17 protein-coding genes are annotated in these 17,103 nt (G+C 74.5%); 7 read left to right on the top strand and 10 right to left on the bottom strand.

All coding sequences use genetic code 11. From position 1 onward, the window contains the following. The first annotated feature begins 5 nt into the window (after positions 1-5). Positions 6-911, top strand: coding sequence for an alpha/beta fold hydrolase (locus tag CWOE_RS15615; protein WP_160165524.1), 906 nt, complete (start codon positions 6-8; stop codon positions 909-911). On the opposite strand, the gene CWOE_RS15610 is transcribed toward CWOE_RS15615, so the two are convergent. From CWOE_RS15610 to CWOE_RS15585, 6 genes are all read right to left on the bottom strand, one after another. Continuing rightward, positions 863-1,972 carry a hypothetical protein gene (locus CWOE_RS15610; RefSeq protein ID WP_012934597.1) on the bottom strand — a complete coding sequence of 370 codons (1,110 nt, stop codon included), beginning with the start codon at positions 1,970-1,972 and terminating at the stop codon, positions 863-865. The genes CWOE_RS15615 and CWOE_RS15610 overlap by 49 nt on opposite strands. 36 nt (positions 1,973-2,008) lie before the next feature. Continuing rightward, positions 2,009-3,004, bottom strand: coding sequence for a dihydroxyacetone kinase subunit DhaK (dhaK, locus tag CWOE_RS15605; RefSeq protein WP_012934596.1), 996 nt, complete (start codon positions 3,002-3,004; stop codon positions 2,009-2,011). 24 nt (positions 3,005-3,028) lie between these two features. Beyond that, on the bottom strand, positions 3,029-3,673 hold the full coding sequence (dhaL, locus tag CWOE_RS15600) for a dihydroxyacetone kinase subunit DhaL (RefSeq protein WP_012934595.1): 645 nt from the start codon (positions 3,671-3,673) through the stop codon (positions 3,029-3,031). Beyond that, positions 3,664-4,428 carry an HAD-IA family hydrolase gene (locus CWOE_RS15595; protein WP_012934594.1) on the bottom strand — a complete coding sequence of 255 codons (765 nt, stop codon included), beginning with the start codon at positions 4,426-4,428 and terminating at the stop codon, positions 3,664-3,666. Before CWOE_RS15595 ends, dhaL begins: the two co-directional genes overlap by 10 nt. Continuing rightward, positions 4,425-5,294: a class II fructose-bisphosphate aldolase gene (locus CWOE_RS15590; RefSeq protein WP_012934593.1), complete on the bottom strand. Its 870-nt coding sequence runs from the start codon at positions 5,292-5,294 to the stop codon at positions 4,425-4,427. The genes CWOE_RS15595 and CWOE_RS15590 overlap by 4 nt, the downstream gene beginning before the upstream one ends. A 118-nt stretch (positions 5,295-5,412) precedes the next feature. Then, positions 5,413-6,762: an FAD-binding oxidoreductase gene (locus tag CWOE_RS15585; RefSeq protein WP_012934592.1), complete on the bottom strand. Its 1,350-nt coding sequence runs from the start codon at positions 6,760-6,762 to the stop codon at positions 5,413-5,415. Between the two features lie 167 nt (positions 6,763-6,929). Here CWOE_RS15585 and CWOE_RS15580 point away from each other — a divergent pair, with 167 nt between their 5' ends. From CWOE_RS15580 to CWOE_RS15570, 3 genes are all read left to right on the top strand, one after another. Continuing rightward, positions 6,930-7,784 (top strand): SDR family NAD(P)-dependent oxidoreductase, encoded by an 855-nt coding sequence (locus CWOE_RS15580; protein ID WP_012934591.1) that lies wholly within the window; start codon positions 6,930-6,932, stop codon positions 7,782-7,784. An 82-nt stretch (positions 7,785-7,866) separates the two neighbouring features. Next, positions 7,867-8,529, top strand: a complete 663-nt coding sequence (locus CWOE_RS15575) for a carboxymuconolactone decarboxylase family protein (protein WP_012934590.1) — start codon at positions 7,867-7,869, stop codon at positions 8,527-8,529. Positions 8,530-8,576: 47 nt separating this feature from the next. Then, positions 8,577-9,890: a hypothetical protein gene (locus CWOE_RS15570; protein ID WP_012934589.1), complete on the top strand. Its 1,314-nt coding sequence runs from the start codon at positions 8,577-8,579 to the stop codon at positions 9,888-9,890. A gap of 56 nt (positions 9,891-9,946) precedes the next feature. Here CWOE_RS15570 and CWOE_RS15565 read toward each other — a convergent pair whose 3' ends face one another. Beyond that, the gene (locus CWOE_RS15565; RefSeq protein ID WP_012934588.1) at positions 9,947-11,206 is read right to left on the bottom strand and encodes a hypothetical protein; all 1,260 of its coding nucleotides are present in this window, start codon (positions 11,204-11,206) and stop codon (positions 9,947-9,949) included. 115 nt (positions 11,207-11,321) lie between these two features. Here CWOE_RS15565 and CWOE_RS15560 point away from each other — a divergent pair, with 115 nt between their 5' ends. Continuing rightward, on the top strand, positions 11,322-12,044 hold the full coding sequence (locus CWOE_RS15560; protein WP_012934587.1) for an SDR family NAD(P)-dependent oxidoreductase: 723 nt from the start codon (positions 11,322-11,324) through the stop codon (positions 12,042-12,044). Further along, positions 12,044-13,078, top strand: a complete 1,035-nt coding sequence (locus CWOE_RS15555; protein WP_012934586.1) for an LLM class F420-dependent oxidoreductase — start codon at positions 12,044-12,046, stop codon at positions 13,076-13,078. The genes CWOE_RS15560 and CWOE_RS15555 overlap by 1 nt, the downstream gene beginning before the upstream one ends. A 5-nt stretch (positions 13,079-13,083) precedes the next feature. Here the strand turns inward: CWOE_RS15555 and CWOE_RS30760 are convergent, their stop codons facing one another. Then, complete coding sequence (locus CWOE_RS30760; RefSeq protein ID WP_160165523.1) at positions 13,084-15,048, bottom strand: diguanylate cyclase; 1,965 nt, start codon at positions 15,046-15,048, stop codon at positions 13,084-13,086. Between the two features lie 193 nt (positions 15,049-15,241). Here CWOE_RS30760 and CWOE_RS15545 point away from each other — a divergent pair, with 193 nt between their 5' ends. Further along, positions 15,242-16,381 (top strand): glycosyltransferase, encoded by a 1,140-nt coding sequence (locus tag CWOE_RS15545; protein ID WP_012934584.1) that lies wholly within the window; start codon positions 15,242-15,244, stop codon positions 16,379-16,381. A 4-nt stretch (positions 16,382-16,385) separates the two neighbouring features. Here CWOE_RS15545 and CWOE_RS15540 read toward each other — a convergent pair whose 3' ends face one another. Next, a complete protein-coding gene (locus CWOE_RS15540; RefSeq protein WP_012934583.1) occupies positions 16,386-16,682 on the bottom strand; it encodes a glutathione S-transferase N-terminal domain-containing protein in 297 nt (98 codons plus the stop codon). 3 nt (positions 16,683-16,685) lie between these two features. Next, entirely contained in the window at positions 16,686-17,102 is a 417-nt protein-coding gene (locus CWOE_RS15535; RefSeq protein ID WP_012934582.1) for a DUF6941 family protein, read from the bottom strand. Position 17,103 lies beyond the last annotated feature (1 nt).

Here is a 17,103-nt window from a genome sequence, read left to right as displayed (position 1 = left end):
ACGTCATGTCAGCCAAGGCCGTCACCGGCGCCCCGACCGGCGAGCGCGACGGCGACCTCACGCTCGCCGACGGACGGACGTTGACGTACGCGACGCTCGGCGCGGACGCGGGCCCGACCGTCGTCGTGCTCGACGGTCCCTGCTCGCGTGGCCTCGCCCGCGCCGCGGCGCCCGCCGCGATCGCGCTCGGGATCCGGCTCGTCGCGCCGGACCGGCCCGGCGCCGGCGGATCGACCCCGGCGCCCCAGCGCGCGCTCACCGACTGGCCGGCCGATCACGCCGCGTTGCTCGACGCGCTCGGCGTCGAGCGTGCCGGCGTGCTCGCGCAGTCCGGCGGCACGCCGTTCGCGCTCGCGGTCGGCGCCGCGCTCGCACCGCGGACGTCCGGTCTCGCGTTCCTCGGTGCCGTCGCCCCGCTCGACGATCCCGCGACGTTCGCCGAGACCGGCAGACAGCTGCGGACGGCGCTCACGCTCGCCCGGCGCGCCCCGTGGCTCCTGCGCCTCGGCCTGCGCGCGTCCTCGCGCGGCGCCCGTCGCAACCCGGAGCGCGCGGCGAGAAGGTTCGTCAAGGGGATCCCCTCCGCGGACGCGCGCGAGCTGGCGGATCCCGCGCTGTGGGCGCTGCACGTCCGCGCGACCGCCGAGATCCTCGCGCGTCCCGACGGCTTCGCTGACGAGGTCCGCCTGCTGTCCGCGCCGTGGGGCGTCGACCCTGCCGCGATCAGGGTCCCCGCGGCCCTCTGGAGCGGAGCTGAGGACACGATCCACCCGACCGCCCACAGCCGCCGGCTGGCCGCGCTGATGGGCGGCGCGCCCGTCACGGTCGTGCCGGGGACCGCGACGTTCGGGCTCCTCCCCCGTTACCCGGACGCGCTGAGGTTCGCGCTCGGTAGAACGCCCGCCGCGTAGGCGGTGCGTTCGGAGGAGCCGCCGAGCCGCCGGACGCCGAGCAGCAGGAGCAGGTCGACCGCCAGGCCGAAGACCGCGCCGAACTGGGACTCGTAGAACGAGAAGACCTGGACCACCAGGATCGAGATCAGCAGCGCGCGCTGGAACGCCGTGATCGCTCCGTTGCGATCGCCGGCGCGCTCGCGCACGATCCCATGCGCGACCAGGACCGCCGCCACCAGGCTCGCGGCGATGCTCGCGACGTTGACGAACCGCAGGTTGTCGACGCCGTCTCCGACGAAGCCAGGATGGGCGCCGCCGAGCTCGAGCAGCAGCGACAGCGCCAGCTCCGCCGCCGTCAGGAACGAGATCAGCGCCCAGACCGCGAAGACGGTGCACAGCACGGTCGGGAAGTGCGGGCTCGCCGTCAGCCGCTCCTCGGCGGCGCGGACGGCCGCCGCCGCGCGCTCGAAGAACGACGGCGGGCGCCGCTCCGTGCTCGCGGAGGCGATCAGCAGTGATCGCAGCGGCGCGACCATCGGGTCGTCGTCCTCGACGCCGTCGAGCAGGGCCAGCGCCTCCGCCCGGCGGCGCTCGTCGAGCCGCTGCCCGCTCGCCTCGCCGAGCAGGTCGATCGCGTTGGCGATGCGCTCGTCGCGCGTCAGGCCGCTGCTGCGCTGCGCCCAGCGCGCGAGCACGAACAGCACGACGAAGATCAGGTAGATCAGCGCCGCGGCGGGCTTGTAGAAGTAGTTGTTGTCAGACGTGATGAACTTGCCGAGCTCGTCGATGAAGAAGCCGAACCCGACGCCGCCGACGATCGCCGCGCGCTGCCGGACCGGACGGCCGAGGAACGTCAGCAGCAGCGCGATCGCGACGAGCATGAACATGCCGCCCCACAGCAGGTGCGCGATGTGGAGGCCGTGGCCGCCGAGCTGCGGGTAGTTGGTCAGCCACAGCTGGGTGCGGATGAACAGGACCGTCGTGACGGCGGTGATCAGCAGCGTCTCGTGCAGCGAGCCGAAGTCGCTGCTGCGAACAGCTGGACCCAGGAGGCGCCATGATCGTGAGCTGCCGGCCATGTCGCGCAGAGCATGCCATGGCCGGCAGCGTCCTGCTCAGAAAGTGTGCGCCGCGATCTGCGCGGGCGCGGTCAGCAGCTCCTTCAGCTCCTCGTCGAGCCGCACCAGCGTCAACGACGCGCCGGCCATGTCGAGCGACGTGCAGTACTCGCCGACGTAGGAGCGGCCGACGTCGATTCCGCGCTCGGCGAGCGCCTCGTGGGCGTGGGCGTAGAGCACGTACAGCTCCGAGATCGGCGTCCCGCCGAGGCCGTTGACCATCAGCGCCACCTCGTCGCCGGAGGCGTACGGGAGGTCGCCGAGGATCGCCTCGAGCATCTCGTCGACCAGCTCGTCGGCCGCCTTCATCGGCTCGCGGCGCCGGCCCGGCTCGCCGTGGATGCCGACGCCGACCTCGATCTCGTCCTCGCCGAGGTCGAACAGCGGCGAGCCCTTCGCGGGCGGCGTGCACGACGTCAGCGCGATCCCCATCGAGCGCGTCACGTCGTTGACGCGTCTGCCGAGCGCGACGAGGTCGTCCAGCTCCGCGCCGCGCTCGCTGGACGCGCCGAGCGCCTTGATGACGAAGAAGTTGCCCGCCACGCCGCGGCGGCCGACGGTGTACGTCGAGTCGGTCACGGCGACGTCGTCGTCGACGACGACCGTGCCGACCTGGATGCCCTCGGCCTCGGCCAGCTCGCGGCCCATGTCGAACGCCATGCGGTCGCCGGTGTAGTTGTTGATGATGTGCAGCACGCCCATCTCGGAGCGCAGCAGCTTCGTCGTCTCGTAGACGTAGTCCGACGGTGGCGCCGAGAAGACGTCGCCGGGACAGGCCGCGTCGAGCATCCCCGGCCCGACCGCCATCGCGTGTGCCGGCTCGTGGCCGGAGCCCGAGCCCTGCACGATCGAGACCTTGTCGTCGCGCGGCGCGTCGCTGCGCATGATCAGGTTGTACTCCGGCACGTATCTGAGCGTGTCCGGATTGGCCAGTGCGATGCCCTTCAGCATCTCCGGCACGAACTGCTGTGGATCGTTCACGAACTTCTTCACGGTGTCTCCTCGGACGTTGTGGTGTCAGTCGCTCGTGGCACTCCACGCCTCGCTGACGGCTTCGAACATCACTGCGACGGCCACAGCCCCGGCATCCACCGACGGGCGCGAGCGCTCCCCCGCGTACGCCGCCCGCCCGCGTCTGGCGAGCATCCCTCTGGTCCCCTCCGCCGCGCTGCGCGCGGTCTGCGCGCTGGCGGCCAGCGCCGCCTGCGTGCCGGCGCCGGCAGTCAGCTCCTGCTCCAGCCGGTCGACGGCGGGGACGAGCGCGTCGATCAGCGTCTTGTCCCCCAGGTCCGAGCCGCCGCGCTGCTTGATCCCCTCGATCGACGACCGCAGCGCCGCGACGACGTCCTCCCCACGCGGGTCCGGCGTGTCCTTCAGCGAGGCCCCGGCACGCAGGAACGCCGTGCCCCAGATCGGGCCCGAGGCGCCGCCGACGCGGCCGGAGATGACCATCGCGCAGCGGCGCAGCAGGCCCGCGACGTCGTCGTACTCCAGCGTGTCCCAGTCCTCCAGCAGCTTGCCGAACCCGCGCGCGAGCGAGTAGCCGAAGTCGCCGTCGCCGACGACCGCGTCGAGCTCTCCGAAGTAGGTCTCGTTCGCCATCGCCGTCTCGGCGACGATTCGCACCACGCGCTGCGCTTCGTCCAGTGACGTCACAGACATGCCTCGAGATCCTCCAGTTCGATCGTCGCGCCGGGTCGGGCGGCGCTGCGGTTGGCGAGCACCTCCGCCGGCTCGCCAGGGTCGCCGAGACTGGTGAGCACGAGCGCCGCCTCGCTCATGTCCTCCTCCGCGGTGTAGCCGCTGACCGTCACGACGCAGCGGAGTCCGGCGCCGACGGCGGCCAGCAGCCCGTTGCGCGAGTCCTCGACGGCGAGCGCGTCCTGCGGGCGGGCGCCGAGCTGCTCGACGGCCAGCGTGTAGACGGCCGGGTCCGGCTTCTTGCGCGGCACGTCGTCGCCGGCGACGACGACGAACCGCCGCGCCTGCTCGGCGCCGACGGCGTGTTCGAGCACGGCGCGGACCGCCTCCTCGGCCGACGTCGAGGCGACCGCCAGTGACCAGCCGGCCGCCAGCGCCTCGCCGACGACGCGTGCGATGCCGGGCCGCGGCGGCAGCTGCCCGGACTGCACGATCTGCTTGTAGACGGCGGTCTTGTGGCGGTGCCACTCCTGCAGCAGCTCGCGCTGGGCGCCGGGGTCGGTCGGCAGGCCCTGTGCGCGCACCAGCTCGGGATCGGCGAACAGCGTCGCCATCCGCTCCTTGCCGCCGCCGATCCGCAGCTTCTCGCCGTACTCCTCCGGCGACCACTCGACCGGCAGCCCGAACGCGGCGAAGGTGGCGTTGAACGCCGGCAGGTGCCCGTACCGCTCGGTGTCGGCGAGGACCCCGTCGCAGTCGAACACCAACGCCCTCATCGTGTCTGCACAGGAGCGGCCTTCCCCGCCGAGCCGAACATGCGGATGTGGTCTTCGGCCATCTGCTGGACCGCTGCGCCGACGTGCTTGAACAGCGACGGCGGATCGCTCTTGCCGGGGTTCGCGGCGACGTACTCGCGCGTCGCGTCGAGGTAGGCGATCTTCAGCGCCGTCGAGATGTTGACCTTCGCGCAGCCGCGCGCGATCAGATCCTCGAACTGGGCCTGCGCGAGGCCGGTCCCGCCGTGCAGCACCATCGGGATCGGCCGGCGCCCGACCAGCTCCGTCACCCGCTCCGGCATCAGGTGCGGCGCGGCGGCGTAGAGGCCGTGCGCGGTCCCGATCGCCGGCGCGAACGCGTAGACGCCGGTGTCGGCGATGAAGCCGTCCGAGATCTCGATCGGGTGGATGTCCCCGCCGTCGTCGCTGCCGACGCCGTCCTCGACGCCGCGGACGGTCTCGATCTCGCCCTCGACCTGCACGTCGAAGCCGTCGGCCTCCTCGACGACCTCCGCCGTCTGCCGGCGGTTCTCCTCCACGTCGAGGTGGGAGCCGTCGAACAGCACCGAGTTCCAGCCGTTGCGCAGGCAGGTCGTGATCCACTCGCGCTCCGGGCAGTGGTCGAGGTGCATCGCGACGGGGATCGGGACCTCCTCGGCGCGGGCGCGGAACAGCGCGGCGAGCACTGGTGCGCCGATCGACTTCACCGTCTTGAGCGAGGTCTGGACGATCAGCGGCGATTCGAGCGCCGTCGCGGCGGCGAGCACGGCGCGGAGGCTGAGATCGTCGACGACGTTGATCGCTGCGACGCCGTACCGCTCCTCGAACGCGGGGTCGAGGATCTGCTTCAGCGAAGCGACGGACATGTCACTTCTCACCTTGTCGGGGTAGCGCTTCGGCAGCGCCGAAGCCTCTTCAGATGATTGCCCGACGCGACCCGTGGCACACCTTCCGCGCCCGGCTCGGCGCGGCGCCGTGCTGCCGTCAGCGCGCGGGGATCGCGTGCGTGAGGCCGAAGAGGCCGCTGGGATCGAGCGCGCGCTTGAGCTGGGCCAGGCGCTCCCAGTTCTCCGGCGTGTACGCGTCGCGGGTGCGCGTCTGATCCTGGAGGAAGTTGAGGAACGAGCCGCCGGTCGCGTGGGCCGCGAGCGGCGCGACGGCCTCCGGCGGACCGTCGACCTTGACCGAGAAGGGAACGTGGCGGTGCCCGGCCGGCCCGGCGTCCGGACCGGCGTCGGCGATCGCGCCGTCCCAGCATCTGAACTCGATCGCCTTCGCCGGAGCGCGATCGCCGCCGACCAGCTCGACGGCGGCGGCGATCGCGGCGTCCGGCAGGTCGTCCAGCAGCTCGAAGCCGCGCGGTGCGGTCCCGCCGACCGCGGCGCCTCCGTACGGCGCCGTGGTGTAGCCGCCGGCGACCGGTTCGCCGGTGACCGCGTGGAGGCTGCGGAGCGCGCGCTCGGCGTCGCGGGCGTCGCCGGCGTAGAGCGCGCGCAGCTCCATCACCGGTCCGGCGATGCCGGACTGCGGCGACGCTCTCGACAGCACGATCGCGGTCGTCAGCTCGCGCGGCTGGGTGAGCGCCCACGTGCGGTAGTTCGCCAATGTCGCCGCGGCGCGCTCGAGCGGGAAGTACGTGACGCCGGCGTGGACGCGCGGCAGGCGGTGGAGTCGCAGCTCGAGCGCCGTGACCGCGCCGAAGTTCGCGCCGCCGCCGCGCAGCGCCCAGAAGAGGTCGCTGTTGCGGGTCGCGCTCGCCGCGACGAGCCGGCCGGCTGCGGTGACGGCCTCGGCGCGCAGCAGGTTGTCGGCCGCGAGGCCGTACTTGCGCGCGAGCCAGCCGACGCCGCCGCCGAGCGTGAAGCCGGCGACGCCGACCGACGGCGTGTCGCCCGCTGTCGGCGCGAGGCCGTACGGCGCGGCCGCCGCGATCACGTCCGCCCAGCGGGCGCCCGCGCCGACGCGGGCGATCTCCCACTCGGGGTCGATCGAGACCGCGTCCATGCGGCCGGTCTTGACGAGCAGCGCGCCGTCGGCGGGGACGGCCGTGCCGTGCCCGGTGCCCTGCACCGCGAACGCGAGCCCGTGGTCGCGAGCGGCTTGCAGGGCGGCGCGGACGTCGGCGGCGCCGGCTGCCTCGGCGACGATCGCGGGGTGCGCGACGACCGTCCCGCTCCAGTTGGTCCGCGCGGCGTCGTAGGCGTCGCTGCCGGGCAGGTGGACCGGGCCGTGGAAGGTCCGGCGCAGCTGCCGCACCGCGCCGGCGACGCCGGGCCGGCGGCGCGTGCGCGAGCCGCGGGCGGCGGTGCTGTCTGTCTGCAATGCGTTCGTCATCGTGTGCTCCCGTGATCCCGTTCGGCTCGTGTGGTCTGAAGACGGGCCGGCGGCGCGAAACTCATCGGCGGGCATCGGCGGCCCGCGGCGGGCGAGCCGGCGGCGGGCGCGGCTGGCGCGAGTGCGTGCCGGCGCTCGCGGTCGGCGGCCGGGCTAGGCTCACGCGCATGGCCTCCACCCCGGCTTCGCTCGCAGGCAGACGCGTCCTGATCACCGGCGCGGCGCGCGGGATCGGCGCGGCGGTCGCCGAGCGGCTGCACGCGCGCGGTGCTCGCGTCGCGCTCGCGGGGCTGGAGCCGGAGCTGCTGGAGCAGGTCGCCGCGCGCTGCGGCGGCGCGCCGTGGCAGGTCTGCGACGTCGCAGACCGCGCGCAGGTCGATGCCGCCGTCACCGGGCTGGCCGCGCAGCTCAGCGGGCTCGACGTCGTGATGGCAAACGCCGGGATCGCGGCGCAGGTGCCGCTGCTCGGCGGCGACCCGGAGATCTTCGAGCGGACCGTCCAGGTCAACCTGCTCGGCGTCTACTACACGCTGCGCGCGACGGCGCCCCACATCGCGCATGGCTCCGGCTACGCGCTGGCGATCGCGTCGCTCGCGGCGGCGCTGCACCTGCCGCTGCTCGGCGCCTACAGCGCGTCGAAGGCGGGCGTCGAAGCGCTCGGCAACACGCTGCGGATCGAGCTGAAGTCGTCCGGCGCGCGCGTCGGCGTCGGCTACTTCGCCGAGATCGACACCGACATGACGCGGCGTGGGTTCGGCACCGAGGCGGCCGCGCGCGTCTCCAGACGCGGCGGCCCGTTCACGCGCGTGGCGCCGCTGGAGACCGCCGTCGACGCGATCGTGCGCGGGATCGAGCGGCGCTCGCGACGGGTCGTCGCGCCGCGCTGGGTCGGCGCGATGCTGGCGCCGCGGATGCTCGTGCAGCACGTCGTCGACGCCGGCGCCCAGCGCGACCTCGACGAGGTGCTCGCGATCGCCCGAGCCGAGGACGCGCCGCTGACGACGGAGCAGCCGCGGCGATGAGCGGCGGCGACGGCGTGGCGCGTCGGGCTGTGGCGGCGATGAGTGGCGGCGACGGCGTGGCGCGCCGGGCTGAGGCGGCGACGTGGTGAAGGAGACCGCTGGCGCGGGCGGGCACGGCGCGACGCTGCGCGGCCTGCTCGCGGCGCGCGTCGGCCGAGGCGGCGCGGCGCCCGTCCCGATCCCGTTCCCCGGCACGCCGCTGCGCGCCACGCCGCCGCGCGTCCCGCCGGGCGGCCGCCGCGAGATCGGCCCGCTCAACGCGCTCGTCTGCGCGCTCGCCGCGCGTGGCGGCGGCGTCGACGCGCCGCACGTCTTCACGACGCTCGCGCGCCACCGCCGCCTGTTCCGCCCGTGGCTGCGCTTCGCCGCGCGGCTGATGCCGTTCGGGACGCTCTCGCGCACGGACGCGGAGCTGGTGATCCTGCGCGTCGCCGTGCTGTGCGGGAGCGACTACGAATGGCACCAGCACGTCGCGCTCGGGCAGCGCGCCGGGCTGACCGCGGAGCAGGTCGCACGCGTCGGCGACGGGCCGGACGCCGCGGGCTGGGACGACCGCGAGCGGCTGCTGCTGCGCGCAGCGGACGAGCTGGTGCGCGAGCGGACGCTGAGCGCGCCGACGTGGGCGGCGCTCGCCGAGCGCTACGAGGAGCGCCAGCGGATCGAGCTGTGCATGCTCGCCGGCCACTACGCGATGCTGGCGGGGACGCTCAACGCGGTCGGCGTCGAGCCCGAGCGGGCCGGCTGACCGGCGCTGGCCCGCGCCGCCCGGCGCGCGATCTATCCTCCCCCGCCGTGTCCGTCATCGCCAGCAGGCGGGAGCGCCGGCCTGACGCGCTCGGCGCGCCCGCGATCGTCGCGTGGGCGGTTGCGGCCGTCGTGCTGCTCGTCGCGCTCGCGCTGTGGCAGGACGACGGCTACTGGGAGTACTCCGACGGCGTCTACGCGCTGACGGCGCGGCTCGTCGCCGACGGCCGCGACCTCTACGGCGACGTCGCAGCCGCGCAGCCGCCGCCGCTCTACCTCGCGGGCGCGCTCGTGTTGAGCATCAGCGACACGCTGACGGCGTTGCGGATCGCGATGGCCGCCGTCGAGCTGGTGACCTCGGCGCTCGTGCTCGCCGTCGTCTGGCGGCTCACCGGCCAACGCGCCGCCGCGGTGCTCGCGGCGCTCGTCGTGCTCGTCTCGCCGTGGATGCTGCGCGAGCACGCGCAGCTGCTGCCGGAGACGTTCGCGGCGCCGCTGCTGCTCGGTGCCGCGCTGGCGGCGAGCCGCGCGCGCACGGTCGTGCTGGCCGGCGTGCTCGCGGCGCTCGCGACCGCGTTCAAGCTGGCGTTCGGCCTGCCCGCGCTCGCGCTGCTGCTCGGCGTGCGGCTGCGCGGCGACCGCGTCCGCGGGATCGCCGCGTTCGCCGCGGCGGCTGTCGTGCTCGGACTGCTGTCGCTGCTGCTCTACGGCGACGGGTTGCTCGACGGCGCGGTGCGGGCGCAGCGCGAGAGCGGGACCGCAGCCGTGAGCTACGTCGCCGGCCTGTGGGCGCAGGGGGCCTGGAACCTGCTGCCGCTGCTCGCGTGCGCGGTGCTCGTGGTGCCGCTGCGCGCCTGGCTGCTGGACGACGACCTGCTGCGCACGCTCGCGGCGGGCAGCGCCGGCGCGCTGCTGCTGTTCCTGACGCTGTTCAAGACCGGCAGCTACCTGACGTTCCTCGTCGTGGTCGAGCCGCTGCTGGTGTGTCTCGCGGCCGCGGGCGTCGTCGCGGCCGTGCGTGCCGGCTCTGCGGCGCTGACGGCAGTCGCCGGGATCGCGCTGCTGCTCGGCGCGCTCCAGGTCGGGTCGCTGCTGCTCGCGCCCGGCGACCCGCGCCTGTTCGTGCGCCCGCTGGCCGACTCGGGGCCGGAGCGCAAGCTGTCGCCGGCAGAGGTCGACGCCGCCGTCGCGCAGCTGCGCGCCTGCCCCGCCGACCGCGCGACCGGCGCGCCGCCGTACATCGCGTTCGCTGCCGGCCGGCGCATCGCCGGCGACCAACCCGACCAGTTCATCCTCGCCCACGCCCCCGTGCTGGCGGAGTTCCGCGCCGTCGCCGACGCCGACCAGCCGCGCTGTCCGTAGAGCCGCGGTCGATTGCTGGTCTCCTGCACCAGCAATCGACCGCGGCTCCGGCGGAGCTAGCGCGCGAGGCGCGCCGCGAGCGCGTCGCCGGGCGCGAGCGTGAGGCGCAGCGCGTCGCCACGGCTCTGCACGGCGGCGCCGGTCCCGCGCTCCTGCGCGAGTCTGCGCGCCCACGTCCGCAGCGGGGCGGCGACGGCGCGGGCCGCGACGGGCGAGTCGAGCCGCAGTCCGAGCACGAACGCGTCCCGCTCGGCGCACGGCGCGGCGCAGCCGTCCGCGGCCAGCGGACCGCGCCGCCACAGCGCGTAGCGGCCGCCCGTCCAGCCGCCGGCGAGCTGCTCGGCGGCGGCACGCGGGACGTCGGCGGCGAGCAGCAGCTCGCGCAGGTCGAACTCGCCGAAGGTCGACGTCAGCACCCGTCTCCAGCCCGGGCCGAACGCCGCGGCGGCGGGCAGCGCGACCGGCTCGGGCCGCTCCACCTTGAGCCAGCGGTCGACGTCGTACAGCTCGGCGGTCGAGACCGGCGGCCGGTAGCGCAGCGCGTTGTCGACCAGTCTCCAGTCGCCGCTCGTCGCGAGCAGGCCGTCGACGAATCGCTCGCCCTGCTGGTAGGGGAACAGAAGCGATCTCATCACGTACGGCGGCAGCGCTCTCCCGCCCGACGCGCTCAAGAGCTGGCCGAACGCGTCGCCGAGCGTGAGCGCTTCCGGGTAGCGCTGGAGATAGCGCATCATCAGCGCGGTCGCGGTCCCCTCGACGAGGCCGCTCTCGCCGGCTGCGGCGTCGTCGTCCATCCTGTCGCCCCTGCCCGGCTCGCCGAGCCGGTCGAGGTCGTAGTGCTGGTCCTCCAGCGCATGCGTCAATTCGTGCGCGAGCGTGACGTCGTCGACGCCAGCACCCTCGACGAGCGCGAGCCGCCCGCTTCTGGGGTCGTAGAAGCCCGCCACCTGCTCGCCGTAGATCGAGCTGGTGACGGAGTCGAGCGAGACGTCTGCGTCGATCAGCCCGAGCAGCTTCATCAGCTCCTCACGCGCCGCGGTCTCGGCTCTCGGCGTCGCCTCGCGGGACTCTCTGACGCCGATCGCGCGGACCTCGTCGGGCGAGAGCACCTCGACCTTGACAGGTGTCAGGAATCTCAATCCCCGCAGCTCCTCGACCCGCCGCTCGACGCGCGCGAGCCGCTGCGGCGAGACGACCTCGGTCGTGGAAGCGGCAGCGCCACCGCCTGCACCGCCTCTTCCGCCCAGCAGCAGGATCCCCGCGACGAGCGCGACGAGCACCGCCAGGATCGTCAGCTCGGGCGTGCGCTCGGACATCGCCCGAAGCGTAGAGGTCCGCCGCAAGTGGCGAGTCGGCGCGCGGCGAGTGATTGGATACCTCGCGGCGGGCTCCGCTGGGCGCCCGCACCTGTTCGAGACGAGGTGGGTGGAGATGGCGCAGCGAGCGGCGATCGTGACCGGGGCATCGAGCGGCATCGGGCTGGCGATCGCCCGCATGCTCGGCGAGGAGGGCTATGGCCTGACGCTCGCCGCCCGCCGCCCGGAGAAGCTGGCGGCCGTCGCGGAGGAGCTTCGCGCGGCCGGCTATGACGTGCAGGACGTCGCCGGGCCGCTGTCCGAGGAGGACGCCGTCAAGGCCGTCGTCGCCGCCCACCGGGACCGCTTCGGCCGTCTCGACGTGCTCGTCAACAACGCCGGCGTCGGTGTCGGCGCCGCCGTCGCCGACATCGAGACCAAGCGGCTCGACATGCAGCTGGACGTGAACCTGCGCGCGGTCGTCCTCTTCTACCGCGAGTGCGCCGCGCTGCTGCGCGCCGCCGGCAGCGAGCACCGCAACGCGCTCGTCGTCAACACCTCCTCGATCTCCGGCAAGCGCGGCCAGGCGTGGCTGTCGGTCTACTCGGCGACGAAGGCCGCCGTCGTCGGCTTCACGCAGGCGATGAACAAGGAGCTGGCGAACGACGGGATCAAGTCGACCGCGCTCTGCCCCGCTTTCGTCGACACCGCGATGACCGACTTCGTCAAGGGCCACGTCCAGCCGACCGACATGATCCAGCCCGAGGACATCAGCGGGGCGGTGCGGATGCTGCTGAAGCTCTCGCCCGCGTGCATCGTGCCCGAGATCATCTTCGAGCGCCCCGGGGACGAGCTGTGATGAGACTCGGCGTCCACGTCGGCTACTGGGGCCTCGGCCTCAGCTCGCAGGACCAGCTCGCGATCGTGCAGGAGGCCGAGCGGCTCGGCTACGACTCGCTGTGGGTCGCGGAGGCGTACGGCTCCGACGCCCCGACCGTGCTCGCATGGCTCGCCGCCGCCACCACCAGAATCAAGCTCGGCTCCGCGATCCTGCAGATGCCGGGCCGCAGCGCCGCGATGACGGCGATGACGGCCGCGACGATCGACCAGCTGTCCGACGGGCGGATGCTGCTCGGCATCGGCGCGTCCGGCCCGCAGGTCGCCGAGGGCTGGCACGGCCAGCGCTACGGGAGAATGCTCCAGCGCACGCGCGAGTACGTCGCCGTCGTGCGGATGGCGCTGGCGCGCGAGCGCGTCGAGTTCAGAGGCGAGACGCTGGAGCTGCCGCTGCCGGACGGGCCGGGCAAGGCGCTGAAGCTGACGATCGCGCCGGTGCAGGAGCGGATCCCGGTCTACCTCGCCGCGATCGGGCCGAAGAACACCGCGCTCGCGGGCGAGATCGCCGACGGCTGGATCCCGACGCTGTTCTCGCCCGAGCACGTCGCGGAGCTCCGCGGCCCGCTGGAGGAGGGCGCGGCACGCGCCGGGAGAACGCTCGACGGCTTCGACATCGCCCCGACGGTGACCGTCTACATCACCGACGACGTCGAGACGGCCCGCGACGCGATGCGCCCGTACCTCGCGCTCTACGTCGGCGGGATGGGCTCGCGCAGAGCGAACTTCTACAACAAGCTCGTCCAGCGCTACGGGTTCGAGGATGCGGCGCGCGAGGTGCAGGACCTCTACCTCGACGGCAAGCGCGAGGAGGCGTGCGCGGCGCTCCCGGCCGAGCTGATCGACCTCGTCTCGCTGTGCGGACCGAAGGACGTCGTGCGCGAGCGGATCGAGGTCTTCCGCGACGCCGGCGTCGGCACGCTGATGGTCTCGCCGATGGCGTGGACGGCGGACGAGCGGCTGCGGCAGCTGCGGCTCGTCGCGGAGCTGGCGGCGTAGCGGCGTCAGACCCCGGCGGGCTGCGCGCTGCGCTCGCCGTCGCCGTCACCGTCGTCGAACGCCTCGCCGTCGTCGAGCAGCTCCAGCAGCGTGTCGACGACGTCGGGGTCCAGCTGCGCGCCGGCGACGCGGCGCAGCTCGGCGCGCGCCGCGTCGAGCGAGCGCGCCGGCCGCCACGGCCGCGGCGAGGTCATCGAGACGAAGACGTCACAGGCGAGCAGGATCCGGGCCTCGAGCGGGATCTCGTCGCCGGCGAGCCCGTCCGGGTAGCCGGCGCCGTCCCAGCGCTCGTGCTCGTGGCGGACGATCGGCGCGGCGTCGCGCAGCAGCGGCAGCGCGCGCAGCATCCGCTCGCCGATCAGCGGGTGCTCGCGCAGGATCGCGCGCTCCTCGTCGTGCAGCTCGCCCGGGTGGGCGAGCAGCGCGGCCGGCACGCCGACGGTGCCGACGTTGTGGAAGAGCGCGGCGAGGTAGAGCGACCTGCGCTCCTCGTCGTCGAGCGCGAGCGCGCGCCCGGCCTGCCAGGCGAGGTCGGCGAGCCGCCACTGCTCGGCCTCCTCCAGCGGCTCACCGGCCGCCGGCGCGTGGCGCGTCGCGCCGTCGGCGTCGGCGGCGAGCCTGTACAGCTCGCCGAAGCCGGAGACGCTGAGCTTGTCGAGCAGCCGGCGGCAGGCGAGCGCGCGCCCGAGCTGCTGCGCGATCGCCTCCGCCAGCGCCCGCTCGACGATCCCGTACGCACGCGGGCGGTCGCATGCGATCAGCAGGCAGCCCCACGTCGTGGCGCCGTCCGGGACCGCGACCGCCAGCTCGCTGCGGACGGCGGTGCCGTCGATCCACGCTGCGCAACCGTCGTCGTCGACGACGGCGGGACCGGCGGCGGCGAGCGCGCGGCGGACGGTGGCGCGGCCGGCCAGCGCGGCGCCGGCCTGGGGCGGCTCGCCGCCCGAGCCGAGCGCGACCAGGCGCGGCTCCAGACCCGCCGCGGCGGTCGCGTCGGCGTGCGGCCAGACCGACAGCGCGGCCGAGCCGACCGTGTCGAAGGCGCCGGTCAGGAACGCGACGGTCGTCTCCGCGAGCGTACGCTCGTCGCGGGCGCCGGCGAGCGCGCGGGCGAGGCCGGACAGCAGCGCGAGCCGTGCCGTCTCGCTGCGGCCGAGCCGGCCCGCCTGCCGGCGGCTGCCGGCCGCCCGCGGCTGGTCGACGGCGGTGCCGTCGGTCGCCCGCTTGGCCTCGCGCAGCGCGGAGTCGGCGCGCAGGATCAGCTCGTCGGCGCTGCGCGCCGGACGCCCGAACGTCGCCCAGCCGGCGGAGGCGCCGAGGCGCCGCTCGCCGTTGACGCCGAACGGGATCTGCTCGATCGCGCGCGTCAGCCGCTCGCTCAGCTCGGCCGCCTCCTCCTCCCCGGCGCGCACGGCGACGACGGCGAACTCGTCGCCGCCCTGCCGGCAGCAGACGTCCTCCTCGCGGAGCGTCTCGCGCAGCGCGGCGGCGACGTGGCGCAGCGCATCGTCGCCGGCGAGGTGGCCGAGCTCGTCGTTGATCGCCTTGAAGCCGTCGAGATCCATCAGCACGAGCGAGAACGGGTCGTCGTAGCGGCGCGAGCGGGCGACCTCCGCGGCGAGCTGACGCGAGAACATGCGGTAGTTGCCCAGTCCCGTCAGCTCGTCCAGCTCCGCCATCCGCAGCGCGTCGGCCTCGCGCAGCGCGAGCGCCGCGTGCTCGTCGCGCAGCCCGGAGAGGACGCGCGCCAGCACGGCCCCGGCGCCGAGGCCGGCCGCGGCGGCGACCGCGGCGCCGGCACCGCGGACCGCGGTCGGCGCGTCGAGCAGCGCGATTGCGACGAGCGCCATCACGGCGAGCACGCAGACGACGCCGGCAGCCGTCACGAGCGTCCCGCGCGGCCGTGCGGCACGCGGCAGCGGGGCGTCCGCAGGCGCCGACGGACCGGCTGGTGCTCCAGCCGATCTCACGTCCTCGTATTCTCGCGGCCGTTCAGTGGCCACTCTGTCCATGGGCCCCCGTGGTCTTCACCGGTCATCCGTGCCGAACGTCATTAAACCTCATCAAAGCTCCATAGTTCCTGCACCGCTTCCCGGAGTCACGCGAGAGCCCTCGCTGCGCCTCTTTCTGGGCGCGTTCGGAGACCCCGGCCACGCGTTCCCGATGCTGGCCCTGGGGACCGCGCTGGCACGCCGCGGGCACGACGTGACGATGGAGACGTGGTCGCGCTGGCGGGAGCACGTCGAGGCAGCGGGGATGCGGTTCGTGCCGGCGCCCGAGTACCCCGTCTTCCCGACGCAGGAACGGCCGATGACGATGTACGAGGCGGTCGTGCGCGCGGTCTCGGAGACGCGGCCGGCGGTCGCCGCCGCCCGTCCGCACGCGGTCGTGGCGGACATCCTGACGCTCGCGCCGGCGCTCGCCGGCGAGCTGGAGAACGTCCCGGTCGCGACGCTCGTCCCCCACGTCCACCCCGCCCCGCCGCCCGGCGCACCGCCGTACTCGTTCGGCGCGCGCTGGCCGCGGACGGCGCTGGGGCGGCGGATGTGGCGGCAGCTCGACCCGCTCGTGGAGAAGGGGCTGCGCTACGGGCAGCGGGAGCTGAACGAGACGCGCGCGCAGCTCGGCCTGGCGCCGGTGGAGCGCGTCCACGGCGGGCTCAGCGACCGCCTCTGCCTCGTCGCGACCTACCCGCAGCTGGAGTATCCGCGCGCGTGGCCGGCGCACACGCACGTCGTCGGGCCGCTGCTGTGGGAGCCGCCGACCGCCGACGTCGAGCCGCCGCCGGGCGAGCAGCCGCTCGTGCTGGTCGCGCCGTCGACGGCGCAGGACAGAGACCACAGACTGCTGCGCGCCGCGCTCGCGGGCCTCGGCGACCTGCCGATCCGCGTGCTGGCGACGTGGAACCGGCGGCCGCTGCCGGAGCCGGTCCCGGTCCCGGCCAACACGCGGCTCGTCGAGTGGGTCTCCTACTCGCGCACGATGCCGCGCTGCGCACTCGTACTGTGCCACGTCGGCCACGGCACGATGGTGCGCGCGCTGGCGTCGGGCGCGGCGGTCGTCGCCTGCCCGGTCGCCGGTGACATGGGCGAGAACGCCGCCCGGCTCGACTGGGCCGGTGCCGGCGTGCGGCTGCCGTGGCGCTTCACGACGCCGCTCGGCGTGCGGCTCGCGGTCCAACGGGCGCTCGGCGATCCGGCCCTGACGCGGCACGCCGCGGAGCTGGCGGCGTGGAGCCGCGCGCACGACGCAGCCGAGCGGGCGGCCGATCTCGTCGAGCAGCTCGCGCGCGGCGAGCGTTAGCGGGTCAGGCGGGCGACGCGGAACTCGCGGGGTTCGTCGCCGCCCACGCCACGATCGCCTTCGACTCGTGGATCGCCTCGCCGTCGTCGGTCACGAGCACCGGCACCCACGACTGCCCGGTGAGGCGCTTGACCTCCTTGCGCGCCGCGGTCTGGAGCGCCTCCGGCACGGGGCCGAAGCTGTAGGCCTTGACGACCTCCGGCTCGTGGCCTGCGGCGAGCAGCGCGTCATGAGCGACCTTGCACGGGTGCGCGCGCACGACCGGGACCTCGAACGTCCCCCAGCAGACGTAGAGCTTCATCGGCTACACCGCCGCGACCGGGTCGACGACGGCGAACGGCGCTCGCGCGACGGGGTCGCCGTCGATCGTCAGCCGCCACTCGTACTGGCCGACGCCGAGCACGAGGCCGCTGAGGTTGAACGCGAGCGGCATGTTGAGCGTCGAGCCGGGCTTGACGCCGGTCGGCCGCCCCAGCTCGAAGCGCCCGCTCGGCGCGACCGGCTCGCCGTTCATGACGATTCGCTCGCCGTCGGCGTCGAGCAGCTCGGCGATCAGCTCGTGCGACGTGTCCGCCTCGTCCCAGGCGACCTTGACGACGATCGCCAGCGCGATCGTGATCGCCTGCTCGGGCGCCTGCAGCAGGTTCCACGCCGCGCCCATGATGTAGAGCTTCCCGTTGATCGCCTCCGCGTGGTCGCAGAGGAGGAGGTCGGCCTCCACG

Origin of the sequence: Conexibacter woesei DSM 14684, assembly GCF_000025265.1 — a bacterium.
Taxonomy (GTDB): Bacteria; Actinomycetota; Thermoleophilia; order Solirubrobacterales; family Solirubrobacteraceae; genus Conexibacter; species Conexibacter woesei.
This window is presented reverse-complemented; position numbering and strand designations above follow the sequence as displayed.